This window comes from Mycolicibacterium sp. ND9-15 (genome assembly GCF_035918395.1).
Lineage (GTDB): Bacteria > Actinomycetota > Actinomycetes > Mycobacteriales > Mycobacteriaceae > Mycobacterium.
This window is the reverse complement of sequence record NZ_CP142362.1, coordinates 3271298-3291290: the sequence shown is the minus strand read 5'-3', so window position 1 is coordinate 3291290 and position 19993 is coordinate 3271298. Positions and strand designations below refer to the sequence as shown.

Below are 19993 nucleotides of genomic sequence, written 5' to 3'. Positions count from 1 at the left end.
GTCGCGGGACGGTGGCGGTACCGATCGGCCGGCGAGCTATCCATCTCGGAGGAAGTGTTGAACAAGGCGTTGCGCCCCTAGGGCTCACCGCTGATCTCATTGACGGACCGCTGGCGCACCCGCCGCCCAGGCGATCGGGGCTGCGGCCGTATACATCCACGCCCTATTGCCCGCCCTCAACGACCGGTCCTGCACCTGCCCAAGCCACCTGCCCTGGACGCAAGCATGGCTCGCTTGTGGCACAACACTATCGGCGCTCTGGTCGAAGACCGCCGCGAATAACCGCATCAGCCTGACCACCCGCCGAATGGCCCGACCGGGGAACACAGCGAAAGCTGGGCAGACCAGCAGATATACTCTGGTCCGGCCAAAATGAAGGTCCCCAGTAACCAGACCCCCAAAATCAGTCAGGCAGGGATACGAACTAAGCGTCCAAGCGGGCGAACTGACGCTGCCGGTATATCTCGACACACATCGATCGCCGGACCTTCCCGCTTGTGGTGATCGGTATCGTGCCGGGAGCCACCAGGACGACATCCGCGACGCTCAGACCGTGTGCGTTGGAGATCGCCGAGGTGACATCGCGCTTGATGCCGGAAAGCTTCTCCTCCGCCTCGTCGTCGGATTTGCCGCGCGTATTGACTTCGATGATGACGACGAGCTTTTCCGTCTGGCTGTCGGGAACCGCGATCGCCACACACCGACTGCGGGATATCTCCTGGATAGTCGCCTCGATGTCGTCGGGAGAGTGGTTACGCCCGTACACGATCAGCAGATCCTTGATGCGGCCGATGACGAACAACTCGTCGTCGAAGAAGAATCCCGAGTCCCCGGTGCGCAGCCATGTCCCCTCGGGCGTTCCGGCCGACGGCTCCACCAGCGTTCCGCCGAAGGTGGCTTCGCTCTCCTCGGGCTTCTGCCAGTAGCCCGACGCGACGTTGTCGCCATACACCCAGATCTCTCCGACGGTTCCCGCCGGACACTCGGTTCGCGTTTCGGCGTCGACGATGCGGATCAGCGGCGACTTCGGCCTTCCATAACTCACCAGCGGTGTGCCACCGCTCGCGCACCGTTCGGCCTTGCCGGCGGTCAGCTTCTCGGAGTCGAACCGCACGACCGCCGGTGGTTCGCCCCCCGCACGAGTCGAGACATACACCGTGGCTTCCGCGAGCCCATATGACGGACGTACGACTGAGTCGCGCAGGTTGAAGCGGGCGAACCGCTTGGTGAAGCGCTGCAAGGTCGCCGGGTTGACACGCTCGGCACCGGTGGCGATGACGAACACGTCGGAAAGGTCGTGCCCAGACATGTCCTCGTCGGATGTCTTCCCCACCGCCAGTTCGAACGCGAAGTTCGGCGCCGCCGTGAACGGCTTGCTGCTGCCTGCGACCAACTGCATCCAGCGCGCCGGCCGCTGCAGGAACGAAACTGGGCTGGTGAGTACGGCGGGAACCCCGGTGAGAATGGGCGCCAAGACGCCCAGATACAGACCCATGTCGTGGTAGAACGGCAGCCACGAGACGATATGGGCGTCCGGCGGAGGGACCTTCCCGTACTCCGCGAAGTAGTCGGACATCCACTGTTCGAAGTTGGCCATGATGTTGCTGTGGGACATCACGACTCCGGCCGGTGAGCGGGTCGATCCGGACGTGTACTGCAGATACGCCGTACGGGGATGGTCAACGGTTGCGGCCCTCGATCCCGCCGCGCCGTCGACATCCAGCGTGTCGACCTCGACTATCGCGGGCGCGGAGCCGCCGGATTCCGATTCGACGTGACCGGAGACGGCAGCCGCGACCGCGGACGTCGTGAGGACGGCGGTCGGGGAGGCATCACGCAGCACCGAGCTGACGCGCTCGTCGGCGACGCCGCCGACCGGAACCGAAAGCGGAACAGCAACCTGCCCCGCCTGCATTGCGCCGAGGAACGCGACAATGTAGTCGAGTCCCTGCGGCGCCAAGACCAGGGCCCGGTCGCCTTCCGAACCCAATCGCCGGAGCGCATTGGCAACGTTGATTGTCCGGCGGTACAACTGCGCCCAGTTCAGTGTTCGTTCGACTCCCGCCCAGTCCTCGTCGTAATCCACGAACGTGAACACCGTGTCATCTGGCTGCACGCTGGCACGTTCACGCAGCAAAGTCAGGACGGAAGTATGAACCACGGGCCTCAGGTTACCGCGGCGCCGGTGCCCGCAACCCCGGAAACAACAGCAGACTTTGCACCGGCGACACGCGAGTGCGCCCCTCGTTCCCCGCCAACGACCAGCCTGAGTTTCCTGGTGAGGCATACCTACGCTGCCCATGCGCCGAGGGGCGCACCGCTCGCCAGTCGGGTCGCGTCACGGATTGTTGCGAAAAGCCCAGCAAACCAGCGATACCGATCTGCCATTAGGGATGGATAACTCAAATCTCGGGACAACCAGGCATGCGCGAAATTACGGTTGTCCGTGACGACTGTCGTCAACGTGTATCGAAGCCGCTGGAGAAAACAGCTTGACGAGGCGCGGGTTGAGCCGAGCGGCGGCCGTCGCGAGTGCAACCGTTGCTAGGGGGAATTGACATGGGGTCCTTCGAGACCACGCATGATTCGTCAGTCGGCTCAGGGCAGGGCCTCACCCCTATTGCCGTCATCGGCATGGCGTGCCGACTCCCCGGGGGTATCGACTCTCCCCAACAGTTGTGGGAGGCCCTGCTCCGAGGCGACGACCTCGTCACCGCGATCCCCGCCGACCGCTGGGATGCCGACGAGTACTACGACCCGGAGCCCGGCGTACCCGGCCGGTCGGTGTCGAAGTGGGGCGCTTTCCTCGATGACGTCGCCGGTTTCGATTCCGACTTCTTCGGCATCAACGAGCGCGAGGCCACCGCGACCGACCCTCAGCACCGATTGCTGCTCGAAACCTCCTGGGAGGCCATGGAGCATGCCGGCCTGACGCGCGAGACGTTGGCCGACACACTCACGGGTGTGTTCATGGGGCTGACGCACAACGACTATCAACTGTTGGCCGCGGAAGTCGGTGCCGTAGAACTGCCGTATGGCTTCACCGGAAACAACTTCAGCATGGCGTCGGGCCGGGTTGCCTACGCCCTCGGGCTGCACGGCCCCGCACTCACCGTGGACACCGCATGTTCCTCCGGCCTGACCGCGGTACACCTGGCGTGCCGCAGCCTGCACGAGGCTGAGAGCGACCTCGCGTTTGCGGGTGGTGTCACGCTGGCGCTTGACCCCCGCAAATGGTCGGCCGGGTCGGCCGAGGGCATGTTCTCGCCCACCGGACGTTGCCACGCTTTCGACGCCGCAGCCGACGGATTCGTGGGCGGCGAGGGCTGCGTCGTGGTCTTGCTCAAGCGGTTGGCCGATGCGCAGCGCGACGGTGACCGGGTCTTGGCTGTGATACGGGGCACGGCCGCGAATCAAGATGGTCGCACCGTCAACATCGCGACACCGTCACAGCCTGCACAGGTCGCGGCCTACCGGGACGCGCTGGCTGCGGCCGGTGTGGACCCGGCCAGCGTGGGCATGGTGGAGGCACACGGTACCGGCACCCCCACCGGCGACCCCATCGAATACGCCGGTCTCGCAGAGGTATACGGCATCGACGCGCCCTGCGCGCTGGCCTCCTCGAAAACCAACTTCGGGCATACCCAAGCGGCCTCCGGAGCCTTGGGGCTGATGAAGGCGGTGCTCGCGCTGCAGCACGGCGTCGTCCCGCAGAACCTGCACTTCACCCGATTGCCCGACGCGATGGCAGAGATCCCGACAAAACTCTTTGTGCCGCAGGACAATACGCCGTGGACCACCAACGGGCAGCACCCGCGACGGGCTGCGGTGTCGTCGTACGGGATATCGGGAACCAACGTGCACGCGGTCGTGGAGCAGGCTCCTGCCCCCGCGGCGCCCGAGGGGGGTCCAGCAGAATCGTCGTCCGCACCACTACTGTTTCCGCTTTCGTCCACCTCGGCGGAGGAATTGCGCCGCACCGCCGGCCGACTGGCCGACTGGGTCCAGGAACATAACGACGTTACGTTGACGGACCTGGCCTACACCCTGGCCCGTCGGCGCGTGCACCGCCCGGTGCGAACGGCCGTCGTCGCGAGCGGCAAGCCGGAGCTCACCGAGACGCTGCGCGAGGTCGCCGACGGCGCTACCCCCTACCCGGCCGCCGTCGGGCGCGATGATCGAGGTCCGGTGTGGGTGTTCTCCGGACAGGGCTCGCAGTGGGCCGGGATGGGCGCCGAACTCTTGGCGGCGGAACCGGTTTTCGCCGCCACGGTGGCGCAAGCCGAGCCGGTGATCGCCCTTGAATCCGGTTTCTCGGTGACCGAGGCCATGTCGTCCGATGAGGTGGTGACGGGTCAGGATCGGCTCCAGCCGACGTTGTTCACGATCCAGGTCGGCCTTGCGGCCGCGCTGAAGGCATACGGGGTGCGCCCCGGCGCCGTCATCGGGCATTCCCTCGGCGAGGCTGCGGCAGCCGTCGTCGCTGGAGCGCTCTCGTTGGAGGACGGGCTGCGGCTGATTTGTCGCCGCTCGCGGCTGATGTCGCGTATCGCTGGCCAGGGTGCCACGGCGACGGTGGAATTGCCTGCAAAGCAAGTACTTTCGGAGCTGACCGCTGCTGGTATCAGCGACGTCGTGGTGGCGGTGGTGCCCTCGCCGGAGTCCGCGGTGGTGGCCGGGGCCACCCAAACGGTTCACGACCTGATCGCGGGCTGGGAACAGCGTGAGGTGATGGCTCGGCTGGTCCCCGTCGATGTCGCCTTCCATTCACCGCAGGTCGAGCCCATCGTCGCCGAACTGACCGAGGCGCTCGCCGACCTCAAACCGATGACTCCGGAGGTTCCCCTCTACTCGGCGACCTTGTTCGACCCGCGCGAGCAGCCGGTGTGCGACGCCGGGTACTGGGTGACCAACATGCGCCGGATGGTGCGGTTCGCCACGGCGGTGCAGGCCGCTCTGGAGGACGGCCACCGGGTCTTCGCCGAGTTGTCGCCGCACCCGGTGCTTACTCGCGCTCTCGAGCAGACCGCTCGCAGTCGTGAAATCCCGATGGCTGCATTGGCCGCCATGCGTCGTCAGCAGGCGCTTCCCCACGGGCTGCGTGGCTTCGTGGCGGATCTGCACGCCGCCGGCGCCGCGATCGACTTCTCCGTTCTCTGCCCGGACGGACGCCTGGTGGACGCGCCACTGCCGACCTGGACGCACCGCCCGCTCTGGCTGAGCGGTCGCGGCCAGGAGGTCCCGTCACACGGTGGCCGCACCATCGCGGTGCATCCGTTACTGGGCCCGCATGTTCACCTGCAGGAGCAGCCGGAGCGCCACGTGTGGCAGTCCGACATCGGAACCGCCGCCCAACCCTGGCTCGCCGACCACCAGATTCGCAACGTGGCGGTGCTCCCGGCGGCCGCGTATTGCGAGATGGCGCTGACGGCCGCGCGCGCGGTGCTGGGCGAGGGTTCCGAGGTCCGTGACATCCACTTCGAGCAGGCGCTGCTGCTGGATGAAGCAACAACGGTTGCCGCGTCGGTCTCGTGGTCTCGGCCCGGTCAGGCCATGGATTTCACGGTCAAAACCAACCAGGGCGGCGAACAAGCGCAACACGCTTCGGCCGTTCTGCACGTCGCCGACGAGGAGAAGCAACCTCACCAGGACATGTCCGCGTTGCTTGCCGCCCATCCGAATAGCGAGGATGGCGAAGAGGTACGCAGGCGCGTAGACGAGCATGGTGTCCAGTACGGTCCCGCGTTCACCGGGTTGGCCGTAGTGCACACGGGCGAGGAGCAGACCGGCACCGTGCTCGCCGAAGTCGCGCTGCCCCGCTCGATCCGCTCTCAGCAGGACGCCTACGGCGTCCACCCCGCCCTGCTCGACGCCTGCTTCCAGTCGGTCGCCGCTCATCCGGAGGTCCAGTCGCTGGGCGCGGGCGCGATGGCATTGCCGCTGGGCGTCAAGCGGTTACGCGGCTACGGCACGGCCCGCGGGGCCCAATACTGCTACACCCGAATCACCAGCACCGACGCCACCGGGGTCGAGGCGGACATCGACGTGCTCGACGAGAGCGGAAGAGCGGTACTCGTCGTAGAGGGTCTGCGACTCGGCACGGGCGTATCGGAGCAAGGCCAGAAGGACCGCGTGTTGGCCGAACGGCTGCTCACGATCGACTGGCAGCAGCGGCAGCTGCCCGAGCTTCCGCAGGCCGACGCCGGTGCGTGGCTGTTGATCAGCACCACCACCGTCGACGTGATGGCAACCAAGTTGAGTGATGTCCTGAAAGCTTATGGCGCGCACTGCACCACCATGTCCTGGCTGCCGAGCGCGGACCACGCCTCGAACACCGAGAAGCTGGGTGATCACCTGCGCGGCAGCGGATTCAACGGCATCGTGGTCCTGACCGGCCCCAGAAACGGCGCCAGCGACGACGAGGCCCCTCTGCTGGGCCGGGAGAATGTGCAGCATCTGGTGCGCATCTCGCGCCAACTGACGGACATCTCCGGCGAGTCGCCTCGCCTTTTCGTGGTGACACGCGGCGCTCAGACGGTGTTGGCCGGCGATCGGCCCAATCTCGAGCAGGCCGGCCAGCGGGGCTTGGTGCGCGTGATCGGCACCGAACATCCGCATCTGGACGCGACCCAGATCGATATGGACGACGCCACCGACGCCGAGCACCTGGCGCAGCAATTGCTCAGCGAGTCGGAAGAAGACGAGACCGCGTGGCGCAACGGCCAGTGGTACACGGCGCGGTTGCGACCAGCACCGCTGCTGCCGGAGGAACGGCGAACCAAGGTGGCCAGCCATGAGCGGGACGGGATGCGGCTGCAGATCCGCACGCCAGGAGACCTCGAGTCGCTGGAACTCGTTGCCTGCGATCGAGTTCCGCCGGGACCCGGGCAGATCGAAGTGGCGCTCCACGCATCCAGCATCAACTTCGCCGACGTCTTGGTGGCGTTTGGCCGCTATCCCGCCTTCGAGGGCCGACTGCCGGAACTCGGCGCCGATTTCGGCGGAGTGGTGACGGCGGTGGGACCGGACGTGACCCACCACAAGGTGGGCGATCGTGTCGGAGGGCTGTGCGCCGACGGCTGTTGGGGCACGTTCATCAACTGCGATGCCAACCTGGCCGTCACGCTGCCAGACGGCCTTTCCGAGGGTGACGCTGCCGCGCTGACCATCGCGACCGCGACCGCCTGGTACAGCCTGCACGACCAGGCCCGGATCAGAAGCGGCGACAAGGTACTGATCCATTCCGCGACCGGGGGTGTAGGGCAGGCGGCGATCGCCATCGCCCGCGCCGCGGGTGCCGAGATCTTCGCCACCGCCGGTAGCGAGCAGCGTCGACAGCTGTTGCGCGACATGGGAATCGAGCACGTCTACGACTCCCGAAGCCTCGAGTTCGCCGACGGGATCCGCCGTGACACCGACGGCTACGGCGTGGACATCGTCCTCAACTCGGTCACCGGCGCCGCACAGCGAGCCGGCCTCGATCTGCTGGCGTTCGGTGGGCGATTCGTCGAAATCGGCAAGCGCGACATTTACGGCGACACGCGGCTGGGCCTCTTGCCGTTCCGGCGCAACCTCACGTTCTACGCCGTCGATCTGGCATTGATGTCGGTCAGTCATCCGGACCGGCTCCGGGAGGTGCTGAGTACGGTGTACCGGCTCACCGCGGACGGTTCGTTGCCGGTGCCGCAGACCACGCACTATCCGCTGGCCGACGCCGCCAACGCCATTCGGACGATGAGCGGTGCGCAGCACACGGGCAAACTCGTGCTCGACATCCCGCATGCCGGCTCCAGCCGCGTCGTGGTGGCGCCCGCACAGGTCGAGGTCTTCCGCCGCGACGGCGCCTACATCGTCACCGGCGGGTTGGGTGGCCTGGGCCTGTTCTTCGCCGAGAAGATGGCCGCGGCCGGCTGCAGTCGTATCGTGCTGTGTTCGCGTTCGGAGCCGACTCGCGAGGCACTCGAAACCATCGAGTGCATCCGCGCGCTCGGGTGTGCCGTCGTAGTGGAGTGCGGAGACATCGCCGAAGCCGGCACCGGCGAGCGCCTGGTGGCCGCGGCGACCGCTACCGGGCTTGCCGTGCGCGGGGTGTTGCACGCGGCGGGGTTGATCGAGGACGCCGCACTCACCAACATCACCGACGAGCTCGTCGAGCGAGATTGGGCGCCCAAGGCTCTCGGTGCATGGAACCTGCACACCGCCACCAGCGACCAGCCGCTGGACTGGTTCTGCTCGTTCTCCTCCGCGGCGGCGCTGGTGGGCTCGCCGGGACAGGGTGCATACGCGGCGGCCAACAGTTGGCTCGACGCCTTCACGCTTTGGCGCCGGGCGCAGGGGTTGCCCGCTACCGCGATCGCGTGGGGAGCCTGGGGCGAGATCGGGCGCGGTACGGCGCTGGCGGAGGATACCGGCGCCGCCATCGCCCCCGAGGAGGGCGCTTATGCGTTCGACGCGCTGCTACGCCACGACCGCGCCTACACCGGATACGCGCCGATCATGGGGGCACCGTGGTTGACCGCTTTCGCCGAACGCAGCCCGTTCGCCGAGGCGTTCCGCTCGGCCGGAAACCGCTCCGGAGGCACAAGCAAACTACGGGCCGAGCTTGACGAGCTGCCACCCGAGGAATGGCCCACACGACTCCAGCACCTAATCTCCGAGCAGATCAGCGTGATCCTGCGGCGCAGCGTCGATCCCGACCGTCCGCTCTCCGAGTACGGCATGGATTCGCTGGGTGCCCTGGAACTTCGGACTCGCATCGAGACCGAGACGGGAGTCCGCATCCCCCCCACCGACATCAGCACCATCCGCGGGCTGGCGGGGCTGTTGTGCGAGAAACTCTCGCCCACGGAGGTCGCCTGACGTGGGATTGTCGAGACGTCGGCTCACGCCCGCGGTATTCTGTCGGCGCTGGCAAGTCATCTGAGTCGGGGGCTCCCGTCGACGTTGCGTTAGAGCAATTCGAGCAGTTTCAGGTCAGTGACGTATTTCGTGATGATCTCCGGCGAGATGTGCGGAATGCCATTGCCAGAGCCGATTTTGGCCTGTTGCACCGCAGCACGGAACCGGTCCGCCGGTGCAAGCGATCCGGACAGTGGCTCTGCCGGTTGCAGGCCGTTGGAATCTCGTGCCATCGACTCCAACACCTCCAGCACCGAGTGCCGGCGCAGTCGATCCGGCAGCGCACGCAAGCCGGCCTCGAACCGCTTCGACCACTCGCCGAAGTCACTGATGCGCTGGATCGGGTAACCAGCCTCCACCAACCAGTCGACATACTGATCGAACCCGATGCCGTCGTCGTGCGGGTTCATCACGTGATAGGTATCAACACCGGCGCCCATCTCAGCACTCAACGTGGCGATTGCTTCAGCGACGAATTCCACTGGCAGCCCGTCGAAGTGTGAGCGTTGCCGTTTCCCGTCGCCGTCGAGCTGGTAAAAGGACTCGGGCGCAATACCAGTGGCCACCAAGCTCAGGATCCCCCGGGTGAACATGTCGGACGTGTTGAGCTGACCCGCGTAGCTGACATCGGCCAGGATCATGTCGCAACGGACCTGACTTGGCTCACGTTTCCGGATTGACGACCATCGCAGAGTCCTGAACTGCTGTTTGTTGGTCGGATCGGGCAGAATTTGCGCACTAAATCTGGGCTCTAGGCTGCCGGGGTGGCCTACGTGCGCACCGTGAAGACCGCCTCGGGGGCGACCGCGGTGCAGATCGTGTGGTCCACTCGGCGCGGGTCACGATCGATTGAGCATCTGGGCTCGGCTCATGATGAGACCGAGCTGGCCGCGCTGAAGGCGGCGGCGTCGGAGCGGTTGGCGGCCAACCAGGCGGTGCTCGATCTCGATGTGACCGCCCCGCCGGGATCTGAGCCGCTGCCGATCACCTCCACCCGGATGACGCACTTGTGGGACGCATTGTGCGCGGCCTACCGGATCCTGGGGTTCGAGTCAGCCACGAAGGGCGACAATGTGTTTCGCGATCTGGTGCTTGCGCGGATCATCGAACCCACCAGCAAGATCGATGCCGGACGAGTACTCGCGGAGGTCGGTGTCGAGCCCGCGTCCTATGCCACCGTCAAGCGGCGCCTGCCCAGCTATGCCCAACCGAAGTGGCGCCAAGCATTGGCCGCCGCCAGCGCCCGGCGCGCCGGATTGGGGCCGGCCTCGCTGGTGCTCTTCGACGTCTCCACTCTGTACTTCGAGACCGACGCCGGCGACGGGTTCCGCGAACCCGGCTTCTCCAATTATCCCGAGGTCGTGGTTATGCCGAGCCTGGGGCAGTCGTGGTGGTGTTCGTGCAGTTCGGCGGAGGTTTCGAGGCTGGCTCGCGCGGCATAATCGTGGTCGCTCGTGTTGGGGGTCAGAGGCGTTCGAGGAAGTTGATGAGATCGTCGGCGGGCCGGTAACGGCCGGGGGTGGTGTTTGGTCCGCTGACGCGGCTGAGGGCCCGTTCTTTGATGGTCATGTCGGCATGCAGATAGATGTGGGTTGTAACCGGGCTTTCGTGGCCGAGCCACAGGGCGATCACGGACGTGTCGATGCCGGCGTGCAGCAGCGCCATCGCCGCGGTGTGGCGCAGCGTGTGCGGAGTGACGCGCTTGACCGCTATCGATGTGCATGTATTCGCAGCTGCGGCCGCGTGTTTGGCGACCAGGCGTTGAACCGCGTCTGCTGACATCGGTGTCTTGCGTTGGGTCGGAAAGGCGGGACTGCTGGCAGCAGCGCCGGCCTCTGGCAGCCAAGCGCGGAGGGTGGCAGCGGTGGGTTTGGTCAGCGGTGTGCTGCGTTCCTTTCTGCCTTTTCCTGTGGTGTGCAGGGCGGCTCCCGGTGTCGTGGTGGTGATGTCACCGACGCTCAGCGTGGTGATCTCCGAGACCCGAAGACCGGTCGTGACGGCAGTGAGCAGCAGCGCGTGGTCACGTCGGCCGTACCAGGTGGTTCGGTCCGGCGCGGCCAGGAGGGCATCGGTCTCGGTGCTGGTCAGATACGACACGGTCACCTGGTCATGGCGGCGTTGCGGGATCGCCAAGATCTGGCTGGCCGTGTGAGCGCGTTCTGGCATCAGCGGCAGCGCATAGCGGTAGAACGAATGGATCGCGGCCAGTCGTGCGTTGCGGGTTGCGGTGCTGTTGCGCCGTTCGGCGTCAAGGTAGTTCAGGAAGGCTCCGATCATCGCGGCGTCGAGATCATCGAGTGCCAGCTGCGCCGGGGATCTCTTGGTCTGGTCGGCGGCGAAGGTCAGCAGGAGCTTGAAGGTGTCCCGGTAGGCCGCAATTGTCTTCGGGCTGGCCCGCAGGTGCCGCATCAGCCGGTCGGTGAAGAACCCTTGCAGCAGCGAACTCAGCGTCGGGGTGGTCATGGCGTCGCCTTCGCGGCAGAGGCTTCGGCGGCGTTGTCGAGGCGGTCGGCGGCAAGGGTGAGCAGTTCGGGCACTGCCTGCAGATACCAGTAGGTCGAGGCGGGATCGACGTGGCCGAGCCAGGTTGACAGCAGTGGCAGTCGCGCTTGAACGTCTTGGCCGTCGCGGTACCAGTCGATCATCGTGGTCACGGCGAAGGTGTGGCGCAGATCGTGCAGACGGACCGGCCGGCGTCCCGGCGCGGTGGCTAATCCGGTGGCCGCGACGATCTTACGGAATGTGACATTGAGCCGGTCAGGACATATCGGTCCGCGCCGGGTGTTGAGGAAAACCGTTGCGCTGCTGTGGGCGCCGGCCCCGACCCATGCTTGGCGGGACTGCAGGTAGTTGGCGAGCACGGTGGCGGTGCTCGGGTGGATGAACACGAGCCGGGACTTGCCGAACTTCGTCTCCAGCACCTGAATCACTCCGCCGGCCAGATTGATGTCGTTGACGGCCAGCCGACACGCTTCGCCCGGGCGTAGCCCGGTGGCGGACAGCAGCCCGATCAATGTTCGCCACGTCAGCGCCTTGAACGCTGGCTCCAGAACGCTCGTCGCGTCCAGCAGCGCACAGATATCGTCCTGGCTGAGCATATTTGGCTGCTTCGACCGGTAGCGCCGAGGCCGGTGCTCTTCGGCTGGGATCTGCGTGAGCGGATCCAACGCATGCTGGTATCGGGCGAAGATCCGCACCGCGTCGAGTCGGCGGGCTATGAGGGTGTCGCTGACCGGAACCTTGATAGAGGTTGTGGCCCATTGGATTGCGAGGTCGTTCTGGACCCGGGTGGCTCCACGTTCCTCGCAGAACGCGACGAAGCTCAGCAGGAGCTTGCTCAGGCCTTCGAGTTTGAATCCCAGCGCCCGGCGGGTGGCGAGGTAGTCAATGACGTTCTCGCGCAAAGTCTTCATGACCGTGCCCCCGGCCACGGGCGCGCCATGCCTGGACCGGCATCGGAATCTGTCGTCGCGGTGATCGTCGGCCAGGGCCGGGCCAAGGGCCGCAATGCGACGTCATCGACCTTGGCGTAGATAGCGGTGGAGCGCACACTGCGGTGGCGCAGCACCTGACTCACTTCCGGCAGTGAGGCCCCAGAGCGCAGCATCTGCGTCGCCAGCGTGTGACGGAAACGGTGTGCGTTTATGCGCTCCAGCCCAGCGTCTCGGCACGCCGCGGCCACCAGGTGAGCGATCACTGCGGTCGATATCGGACGCCCTGCGGGCTTGACGGTGGTAAACACTGATCGCGTCGCGCATGCTGGTCTGCCGTCGACTAGCCATGCCGCGATCGCCTCGCCGGGTTCTGATGGCAGCGGCAACCGCTCCACGTGGCTACCTTTGCCCACGATGGTGAGTTCTCCTGCTCGCCAATCGATATCGTCGAGGCCAAGAGCGGCGATTTCGCCTCTGCGGAGCCCGAGTCGGGCCAACAACAGCAAGATCGCGTAATCGCGCCGATCGGTAGCAGTCCCGCAGTGACGTGACGCGACACCCAGGAGATGCTGAAGATCTGCAGCCGGTACTGCCTTGGGAAGCGACGCCAAATGCCAGCCCGCCGGAACTGGAACCGCCCCCGACAGGTCGGCCGATGTGCGGCCGGTGGCGTGGGCGAATCGCAGGAAGGAACGCACCGACCGCGCCATTGACTTCGCCGAATTCGTATTGCGGTCGCTGCAGAACTCGACCATGAACGCAGTGACAATGCCGGCATCCAGAAGGCTCGGGTAAGTCCCCTGGGGTGGTGGGGTTTCGGGGGTGAGGCGAGCGAGCCGGGACTGACTTGAGGTGTGTCGGTGAGCCTCTTGAAGTGGGGCATCGCGTAGTGGTCATTGAGTTACCGACCAAAGTGACTCAAGTAAAGGACGCACCACGCGATGACCCAGGACTATTCTGCCTTGCTCGCCCAGCTCGATGCGCTCAAGTCCGCTGATGCGGGCGCGGTGTTCGCCGAGTTGATCCGTGCTGGACTGCAGGCGTTGATCGAGGCCGAGGCCGCTGAGGCGATCGGGGCCGGGCGCTATCAACGCAGCGAGCAACGCAACACGCACCGCAATGGGCATCGGGCCAAGACGGTGTCGACGACGTCCGGGGACATCGAGGTCAAGATCCCCAAGCTGCGGGCCGGCTCGTTCTTCCCGTCGCTGCTTGAGCGGCGCCGCCGCATCGACAAAGCGCTGCACGCGGTGATCATGGAGGCCTACGTCCACGGTGTCTCCACCCGCAGCGTCGATGACTTGGTTGCTGCCCTCGGCGTCGGCTCGGGGGTCTCCAAGTCCGAGGTGTCGCGTATCTGCGCCGGTCTCGATAAGGAGATCGAGGCGTTTCGGACCCGCAGGCTGACTCACACCCAGTTCCCCTACGTGTTTTGCGATGCCACGTTTTGCAAGGTCCGCGTCGGGGCCCATGTGGTGTCCCAAGCGCTGATCGTGGCCACCGGGGTGTCCATCGACGGCACCCGCGAAGTGCTCGGCACGGCCGTGGGTGACAGCGAATCCTTCGAGTTCTGGCGCGAGTTTTTGGGCTCGCTCAAAGCGCGCGGCCTGACCGGGGTGCATCTGGTGATCTCCGATGCCCATGCGGGCCTCAAAGCCGCCGTGGCCCAGCAGTTCGCCGGATCGTCGTGGCAGCGCTGCCGGGTGCATTTCATGCGCAACCTGCACGGCGCGGTCGCGGCCAAACATGCCCCGGCGGTCACGGCGGCGGTCAAGACGATCTTTGCCCACACCGATCCCGCCGAGGTCGCCGCTCAATGGGATCAGGTAGCCGACACGCTCTCGGCGAGCTTTCCGAAAATCTCGACAATGATGGATGAGGCCAAAACCGATGTGTTGGCGTTCACCGCGTTCCCGCGGGCGCACTGGCAAAAGATCTGGTCGAACAACCCCATCGAACGGCTCAATAAAGAGATCAAACGCCGCGCCGACGTGGTAGAAATCTTCCCCAACCCTGCGGCGTTCCTACGACTGGCGACCGCGGTGGTCATAGAAGCCCACGACGAATGGCAAGTCACTCGCCGCTACCTCTCCGACATCTCGATGGTCGAGCTGCGCAAAGTCATCGCCGCCAAACAGGCCGCCGCTGAACCCGCCGCCAAAGCCCTCGCCGAACAGCGCCAAATCGCCTAGCATTCACCACGACTCGTTGATCACTACGCGTACACCCACGCCGATCCGAAGTCCACCACGCCACGGGACTCTGTCGAAGGCTCACCGAGACCTCGGCGGGCTGGGTCAACGTTGTCCTGAGGAACTGCGCAACCGACTTGCTGTAGTTGCTAACCGTCACTGGCGCCAAACCCCGCTGACGATCCAGCCACCGTTCGTACTCGACGAGCACGTCACCGATCCACGCCAGACGATCACCGGCATCGGTACTGCGTGTGGGACTCATGGATTCCTCCTCCTGATAGGCAAAGCAATGCACCATCAGAAAGACACACCATGTCTTCGCGCAGGGCGATTATGCCGCGCGAGCCAGCCTCGAAACCTCCGCCGAACTGCACGAACACCACCACGACTGCCCCAGGCTCGGCATAACCACGACCTCGGGATAATTGGAGTTATGCCGACGTCGGCATAACTCCAAGGAACGCCGCCTTGAACCCCAGATCACCCTCGGACTGTTGACCGACGCCGCCGGGTTCCCACTGACCGTGCAGGCCTTCGAGGGCAACAAGGCCGAGACCGCCACCATGCTGCCGGTCATCAACGCCTTCAAGACCGCCCACCAGCTCACCGACGTCACCGTCGTCGCCGACGCCGGCATGATCTCCGAGGCCAACCAGGTCGCGATCAAAGCCGCCGGGCTGTCGTTCATCCTGGGCACCCGCATCCCGTTTCTGCCCGATGTGGTGCGCGAATGGCGCGACAACCACGCAGGTGAGGCGATCCCCGACGGGCTGGTGCTGACCCAGCCCTGGCCGGCCACCAGCGCCGAGAAGACCCGCGGCATCCCCGACCGGGTCATCTACTACCAATTCCGCGCAGACCGGGCCCGGCGCACCCTGCGCGGCATCGATGAGCAGGTCCGCAAGGCCGAACGCGCCGTCGACGGGCACGCCCCGGTCAAACGCAACCGCTACATCCAGCTGTCCGGCGCCACCAAGTCGGTCAATCGCACGCTGGAGGCCAAAACTCGAGCGTTGGCGGGCTGGAAGGGCTACACCACCAACCTCACCAGCGCGTCCTCGACGTTCGTCATCGATGCCTACCACCAGTTGTGGCACATCGAGAAGTCCTTCCGGATGTCCAAACACTGTCATTCGCCAGGGTGATGGGACCAGCGTTTAGCCACGGGGTAGGGACCACCTGTTTGGCTCAGTGGGGATGATCGGTGGTTGACGGCGGGCTGTCAACTGAGGGCTTTTGACGCTGTCGGTAAGACTGTCCTTCGACGATGAGTTCGTGCGCGGTGGAGGTCAGTCGGTCGACGGCGGATTCGGCGAGCATCGCGTCGGTCATGACAGAGATCCATTCGTCAGGTCCGCGGTTGGAGGTCACGATGGTCGCGCTGCGTTGATGTCTGGCGACAACCAGTTCGTAGAAGTCGGCGGTGGCCATGGCGTCGAGCGGTTGCAGTGCGAAATCGTCGATAATGAGCAGGCGGACTTGAGTGAGGCGCCGCATCTCGGCTTCGGTGCTGTTGTCGAGACGAGATGCTTTGAGTCGCTTGAACATTGCATCAGCACGCAGCATCAGGGTCGGGATGCGGCGGCGCACCGCGATGTGGCCCAGCGCGGTCGCGAGGTGAGTTTTGCCGACGCCGACGGCCCCGAGGATCACCGCGCCGTGGGCGGCGTCGAGAAACCGCAGGCTGGTCAGATCGGTCCATAGGGTTCGGTCGTAGCGCACCGCAGCAACTTCGTCCCAGGTGTCGAGCCGCATGGCGGCATCCAGGCCGGCGGTGCGGGCTCGCCGCGCGGCGGAGCTGGTGTCGCGGCGGGTGGCTTCGTCAGCGAGGACCAGCTCCAGGAACGCGGCGTGGGACAGGTGTTGTTGACGCGCGAGGGCGAGCCGGTCGGGCAGAGTGTCGAGTATCGGTGAGAGTTTGAGTTGTCGCATCACCTTCTTCAAATCTGTTGAGATCGGGTCATTGACAGCAGGTTTCGACGTAGTGGCCATGGCGGTCACTGCCCATCTTCGGTGTCGGTGTTGCCGCCGTCGATGACGTGCAACCAGTCCGGTCGGGGCGTGGGTCGGTAGTCGCGGGGATCGCGGGCGAAGCGGGCGGCCGCCAGTCCGGAGGCGGCCCGCGGCGGCGGCACCGGGGTGTTCTCGATGGCTTGCTCCAGCATGGCGGCGATCTTGGTCATGGAAACGACATCGAGATCCAGAGCGCGGCCGCAGGCGGTGTCCACCGGGGCTGGGCCGTAGCGTTTGACCAGTCCGAGCAGCCGATACACCTGCCGCATCCTGGTCCAGGGCAGGTCGTGGTCGAGAAGGCGTTCGGCGTAGATGCCGATATTGGGGCCGTGAGCGGCCGCGGTGGCGATCAGTCGGTGCAGATCCCGCATCGCGTAGCCGGTCTTGTCTGCGGGCAGATCAGCCGGGTCGGTGGACCGGGTTCCGGCGGGTTGACGCGGATGAGTCTTCACCAACTGCCCGCGATGATAGAACTTGGCCAACTCACCGTCGGCACGCGCCGAGAGCGTCTGGCCGCGCAGGTGGTGCGGGATCGAATACAACGCCTTGCCCAACTGAACGTGGTAGTCGCGGGCCACTTTGACCTCGGCATACACCGGCACCGCATACCGCCCCGACGGGGCCGCCAACAACGCTGGCGCTTCGTGCTCGGCGAACACCACTGCCGGCTGGGCGCAGGTGGTGCCGTGGATACGCAGCCCGGCTTTCTGGGCGCACCACACCTGGGCGCGGTCCTGGGCGTCGGCGAGGTCGGTGAACTCTTCGCCGGCGAAGAAGTTGTTGCGCACGTACTGCACCATCCGCTCGACACGCGGTTTGTCTTGCGGGTGGGCGACCCGGGCCGGGTCGGTGGCGAATCCGCGGGCCTGGGCGTATTCCAGCCATCCGACGGTGAACCGAGGGTTCACCGAATCGGCATGGGCCACAACCGTACTCATATTGTCAGGGATGAGGACTTTGAAGACGCCACCGAAGAAATCCCAGGCCGCTTCGCAGCCGTCGATCACCGCGGTCAGGGTTTGGGAGAACGTCAACCACACGAACATGTGCCGCGAATACACCGCGGTGAAGATCAACGCATGCACCACCCGACGCCTGCCCGTCACCGAGTCGAACAGCATGCCCATCCGCGCGAAGTCGATCTGGCATTCCATCCCAGGTTCACCGTCGACGATCGGCACCGTGCCACCACGGCGGCGACCCTGATACTTGGTGTGTTCCTGGCAGTAGCGGTGCAACGTGCGCTGCGGGACGATCACGCCCTGGCGGGCCAGCAGGTCGCCGATCTTGACCACCGTCAGGCCCTTGTCGACCCACTTGTTGACCTGATCGTGGTTGGCGCACAGCACTTTCCACACCTGCCCATACCCGTGGGGGCGGTCCGGGCGCACCACAGTGACCACCGCGCCGATCAGCGCGTCGTCGAGCTGATCGACCCCACCGGCCCGATCCAGCCCCGCGGCAACCGCGGCCTCGACATAGCGACGCGCGGTTTTCCGATCCACCCCGGCCTGGGTGGCCACCACCCGCAGCCCTTGGCCTGCCAGCCACGTCCGAAGTACTTCACGAATCTCGATCACAGAAACCTCCCGAAACATCCGCGGACCCCTTCACATGACTTCGATGTGAAAGCGATCCGATCCAGTTATCGAGCGGCCCCCGACGCGACACGCCGGTGGTCCCATTACTGGCAATCAGGTGGTCCCATGACCGTGGCTAAACCCAGCTCAAACCGGTCCCATCACCGTGGCGGGCGACACCAAACACGACCTGCAAGCCCGCCCGATCTATCACCACCTGCGCGATTCCATCGAAGCCCACCTGAGCATCGTGGTCGCCGCGATGGCCGTCAGCCACCACATCGAGACCCAAACCAGCTGGAGCATCAAGAAATTCGTCCGCACCGCACGCCGCTACCGCACCGTGAAAATTCAAGCAGGCAACCAAACCCTCACCGCGGCCGACCCGCTACCCGACGACCTCCGCGCCGCTCTGCTCAAAATCCGCACCGACGATGCGCACTAAATTGAGCCAAGTCGGGTTAGTACTGCAGCTGTAGATCGGGGCTAGCGGTTGTGGGCGTGTCTACGCTGGTCAGAGCGGTGACCGCGGCACCATTCGATGTTTGTGAAGACAATAGAACTGGCCGCGGTCACCGCGGTCGCCAGCGTAGACCCCGATCGGTGGTGGACTGAGTACTCGGCGATGATCGATCGGATCGCGCCGCGTTTTGCCCGATATGAACCCTTGCGCCATGCCGGCGAACTCATGCTGGGAATGGTCTCGGGCCTGGACCGCAAGAATTGCTGGACCATCGCCGAACACCGCGGCGCCGCCACGCCCGATGGTCTGCAGCATCTGCTGGCGCGCGCCAGCTGGGACGCCGACGCCGTCCGCGACGACCTGCGCGGCTACGTCGTCGACGCGTTCGGCGATCCGGGAGCAATCCTGGTAGTCGACGAGACCGGTGACGTCAAGAAGGGCACACAGTCGGTCGGGGTGCAGCGGCAATACTCGGGCACCGCGGGCCGCATCGAGAACTCCCAAGTCGCGGTATATCTGACCTACGCCGCACCCCGCGGGCACGCCCTGATCGACCGCGCCCTCTACCTGCCCAAGTCGTGGACCGAGGATTCCGATCGCTGCAATCAAGCCGGAATCCCGCAGCAAGACAGGGGCTTTGCCACCAAGCCGAGACTGGCCACGGCGTTGATTGACCGCGCGGTCACCGCCAACGTACCGGCGGCATGGGTGGCCGGCGACGAAGTCTATGGCGCTGACCCACGATTGCGGGCCGCCGTGCGCAGCCATGGGCTGGGCTATGTGCTGGCCGTGGCGGCCAACCGACGGGTCCCCACCCACGCCGGCCCGATTCGCGTCGACGCGCTACCCGCGTTGATTCCCGCACGGGCCTGGCAGCGCCACTCCGCCGGCGCCGGCGCACACGGCCCGCGGCTGTACTCGTGGGCGTGGTTTCGGCTGCTGCCCGAAGACGACGCCGACAAGGGGATGCACCATTTGCTGATCCGCCGCAACGATGTCACCGGTGAGCATGCCTACCTGCGCTGCTACTCACCGCGGCCAGTGCCGCTGCGCACCCTGGTAGCGGTGGCCGGCCAACGGTGGCGCATCGAGGAATCGTTCCAGGCCGCCAAAGGCCTGGTCGGACTCGATCAACACCAGGTCCGGCGCTGGCGATCCTGGTATCGCTGGACCACGCTGGCCATGCTCGCTCACGCGTTCCTGGCCGTCACCACCGCGGTCAAACGCACCACCACACCCACCCCTGCCGGTCTGATCGCATTGACCGTCAACGAGTTTCGTCGACTCTTCGACGCTCTCCTGCTGGCCACCAACCACACCATCACCACGCTGCTGGCCTGGTCACGATGGCGCCGACGACATCAATACCGCGCCCGACAATCCCACTACCGACGACGCGAACACCAATGA

The 19993-nt window shown here is 65.7% G+C and carries 9 protein-coding genes and 4 pseudogenes; 6 read left to right on the top strand and 7 right to left on the bottom strand.

Annotated elements, in window-relative coordinates:
• Positions 1 to 424: 424 nt before the first annotated feature.
• The gene (locus tag QGN32_RS15785) at positions 425 to 2161 is read right to left on the bottom strand and encodes an AMP-binding protein (RefSeq protein WP_326545287.1); all 1737 of its coding nucleotides are present in this window, start codon (positions 2159 to 2161) and stop codon (positions 425 to 427) included.
• Between the two features lie 398 nt (positions 2162 to 2559).
• Here QGN32_RS15785 and pks2 point away from each other — a divergent pair, with 398 nt between their 5' ends.
• A complete protein-coding gene (gene pks2, locus QGN32_RS15780; protein WP_326545286.1) occupies positions 2560 to 8859 on the top strand; it encodes a sulfolipid-1 biosynthesis phthioceranic/hydroxyphthioceranic acid synthase in 6300 nt (2099 codons plus the stop codon).
• Positions 8860 to 8948: 89 nt separating this feature from the next.
• On the opposite strand, the pseudogene QGN32_RS15775 reads toward pks2, so the two are convergent.
• Positions 8949 to 9557 (bottom strand): annotated as a pseudogene (locus QGN32_RS15775) (SDR family oxidoreductase); the annotation flags it as partial.
• A 105-nt stretch (positions 9558 to 9662) separates the two neighbouring features.
• Here QGN32_RS15775 and QGN32_RS15770 point away from each other — a divergent pair.
• Positions 9663 to 10244: pseudogene (locus tag QGN32_RS15770) on the top strand (IS1634 family transposase); the annotation flags it as partial.
• Positions 10245 to 10362: 118 nt separating this feature from the next.
• Here the strand turns inward: QGN32_RS15770 and QGN32_RS15765 are convergent.
• The 3 genes from QGN32_RS15765 to QGN32_RS15755 are packed head-to-tail and all read right to left on the bottom strand — an operon-like array spanning position 10363 to position 13087.
• Positions 10363 to 11361 carry a tyrosine-type recombinase/integrase gene (locus QGN32_RS15765; protein ID WP_326545285.1) on the bottom strand — a complete coding sequence of 333 codons (999 nt, stop codon included), beginning with the start codon at positions 11359 to 11361 and terminating at the stop codon, positions 10363 to 10365.
• Positions 11358 to 12311, bottom strand: a complete 954-nt coding sequence (locus tag QGN32_RS15760; RefSeq protein ID WP_326545284.1) for a tyrosine-type recombinase/integrase — start codon at positions 12309 to 12311, stop codon at positions 11358 to 11360. Before QGN32_RS15760 ends, QGN32_RS15765 begins: the two co-directional genes overlap by 4 nt.
• On the bottom strand, positions 12308 to 13087 hold the full coding sequence (locus QGN32_RS15755; RefSeq protein WP_326545283.1) for a tyrosine-type recombinase/integrase: 780 nt from the start codon (positions 13085 to 13087) through the stop codon (positions 12308 to 12310). Before QGN32_RS15755 ends, QGN32_RS15760 begins: the two co-directional genes overlap by 4 nt.
• Before the next feature lie 186 nt (positions 13088 to 13273).
• On the opposite strand from QGN32_RS15755, the gene QGN32_RS15750 reads away from it, so the two are divergent.
• Together QGN32_RS15750 and QGN32_RS15745 are read left to right on the top strand one after the other, a co-directional pair.
• Positions 13274 to 14524, top strand: coding sequence for an IS256 family transposase (locus QGN32_RS15750; RefSeq protein ID WP_115326418.1), 1251 nt, complete (start codon positions 13274 to 13276; stop codon positions 14522 to 14524).
• 455 nt (positions 14525 to 14979) lie between these two features.
• A pseudogene (locus QGN32_RS15745) lies at positions 14980 to 15654 on the top strand (IS1634 family transposase); the annotation flags it as partial.
• 61 nt (positions 15655 to 15715) lie between these two features.
• Here QGN32_RS15745 and QGN32_RS15740 read toward each other — a convergent pair.
• Together QGN32_RS15740 and istA are read right to left on the bottom strand one after the other, a co-directional pair.
• The gene (locus QGN32_RS15740; protein WP_326549101.1) at positions 15716 to 16519 is read right to left on the bottom strand and encodes an ATP-binding protein; all 804 of its coding nucleotides are present in this window, start codon (positions 16517 to 16519) and stop codon (positions 15716 to 15718) included.
• 5 nt (positions 16520 to 16524) lie between these two features.
• Positions 16525 to 18138, bottom strand: coding sequence for an IS21 family transposase (gene istA / locus QGN32_RS15735; RefSeq protein ID WP_326545282.1), 1614 nt, complete (start codon positions 18136 to 18138; stop codon positions 16525 to 16527).
• Positions 18139 to 18298: 160 nt separating this feature from the next.
• Here istA and QGN32_RS15730 point away from each other — a divergent pair.
• Together QGN32_RS15730 and QGN32_RS15725 are read left to right on the top strand one after the other, a co-directional pair.
• Positions 18299 to 18565, top strand: a pseudogene (locus QGN32_RS15730) (IS1634 family transposase); the annotation flags it as partial.
• Between the two features lie 180 nt (positions 18566 to 18745).
• On the top strand, positions 18746 to 19993 hold the full coding sequence (locus QGN32_RS15725) for an IS701 family transposase (RefSeq protein WP_326549100.1): 1248 nt from the start codon (positions 18746 to 18748) through the stop codon (positions 19991 to 19993).

Bases quoted from the DNA above. Each gene is read 5' to 3' on its own strand.
- pks2 (WP_326545286.1), top strand. From the start codon at position 2,560: ATGGGGTCCTTCGAGACCACGCATGATTCGTCAGTCGGCTCAGGGCAG.
- QGN32_RS15740 (WP_326549101.1), bottom strand. From the start codon at position 16,519: ATGGCCACTACGTCGAAACCTGCTGTCAATGACCCGATCTCAACAGAT.
- QGN32_RS15760 (WP_326545284.1), bottom strand. From the start codon at position 12,311: ATGAAGACTTTGCGCGAGAACGTCATTGACTACCTCGCCACCCGCCGG.
- QGN32_RS15765 (WP_326545285.1), bottom strand. From the start codon at position 11,361: ATGACCACCCCGACGCTGAGTTCGCTGCTGCAAGGGTTCTTCACCGAC.
- istA (WP_326545282.1), bottom strand. From the start codon at position 18,138: ATGTTTCGGGAGGTTTCTGTGATCGAGATTCGTGAAGTACTTCGGACG.
- QGN32_RS15750 (WP_115326418.1), top strand. From the start codon at position 13,274: ATGACCCAGGACTATTCTGCCTTGCTCGCCCAGCTCGATGCGCTCAAG.
- QGN32_RS15755 (WP_326545283.1), bottom strand. From the start codon at position 13,087: ATGGTCGAGTTCTGCAGCGACCGCAATACGAATTCGGCGAAGTCAATG.
- QGN32_RS15725 (WP_326549100.1), top strand. From the start codon at position 18,746: ATGATCGATCGGATCGCGCCGCGTTTTGCCCGATATGAACCCTTGCGC.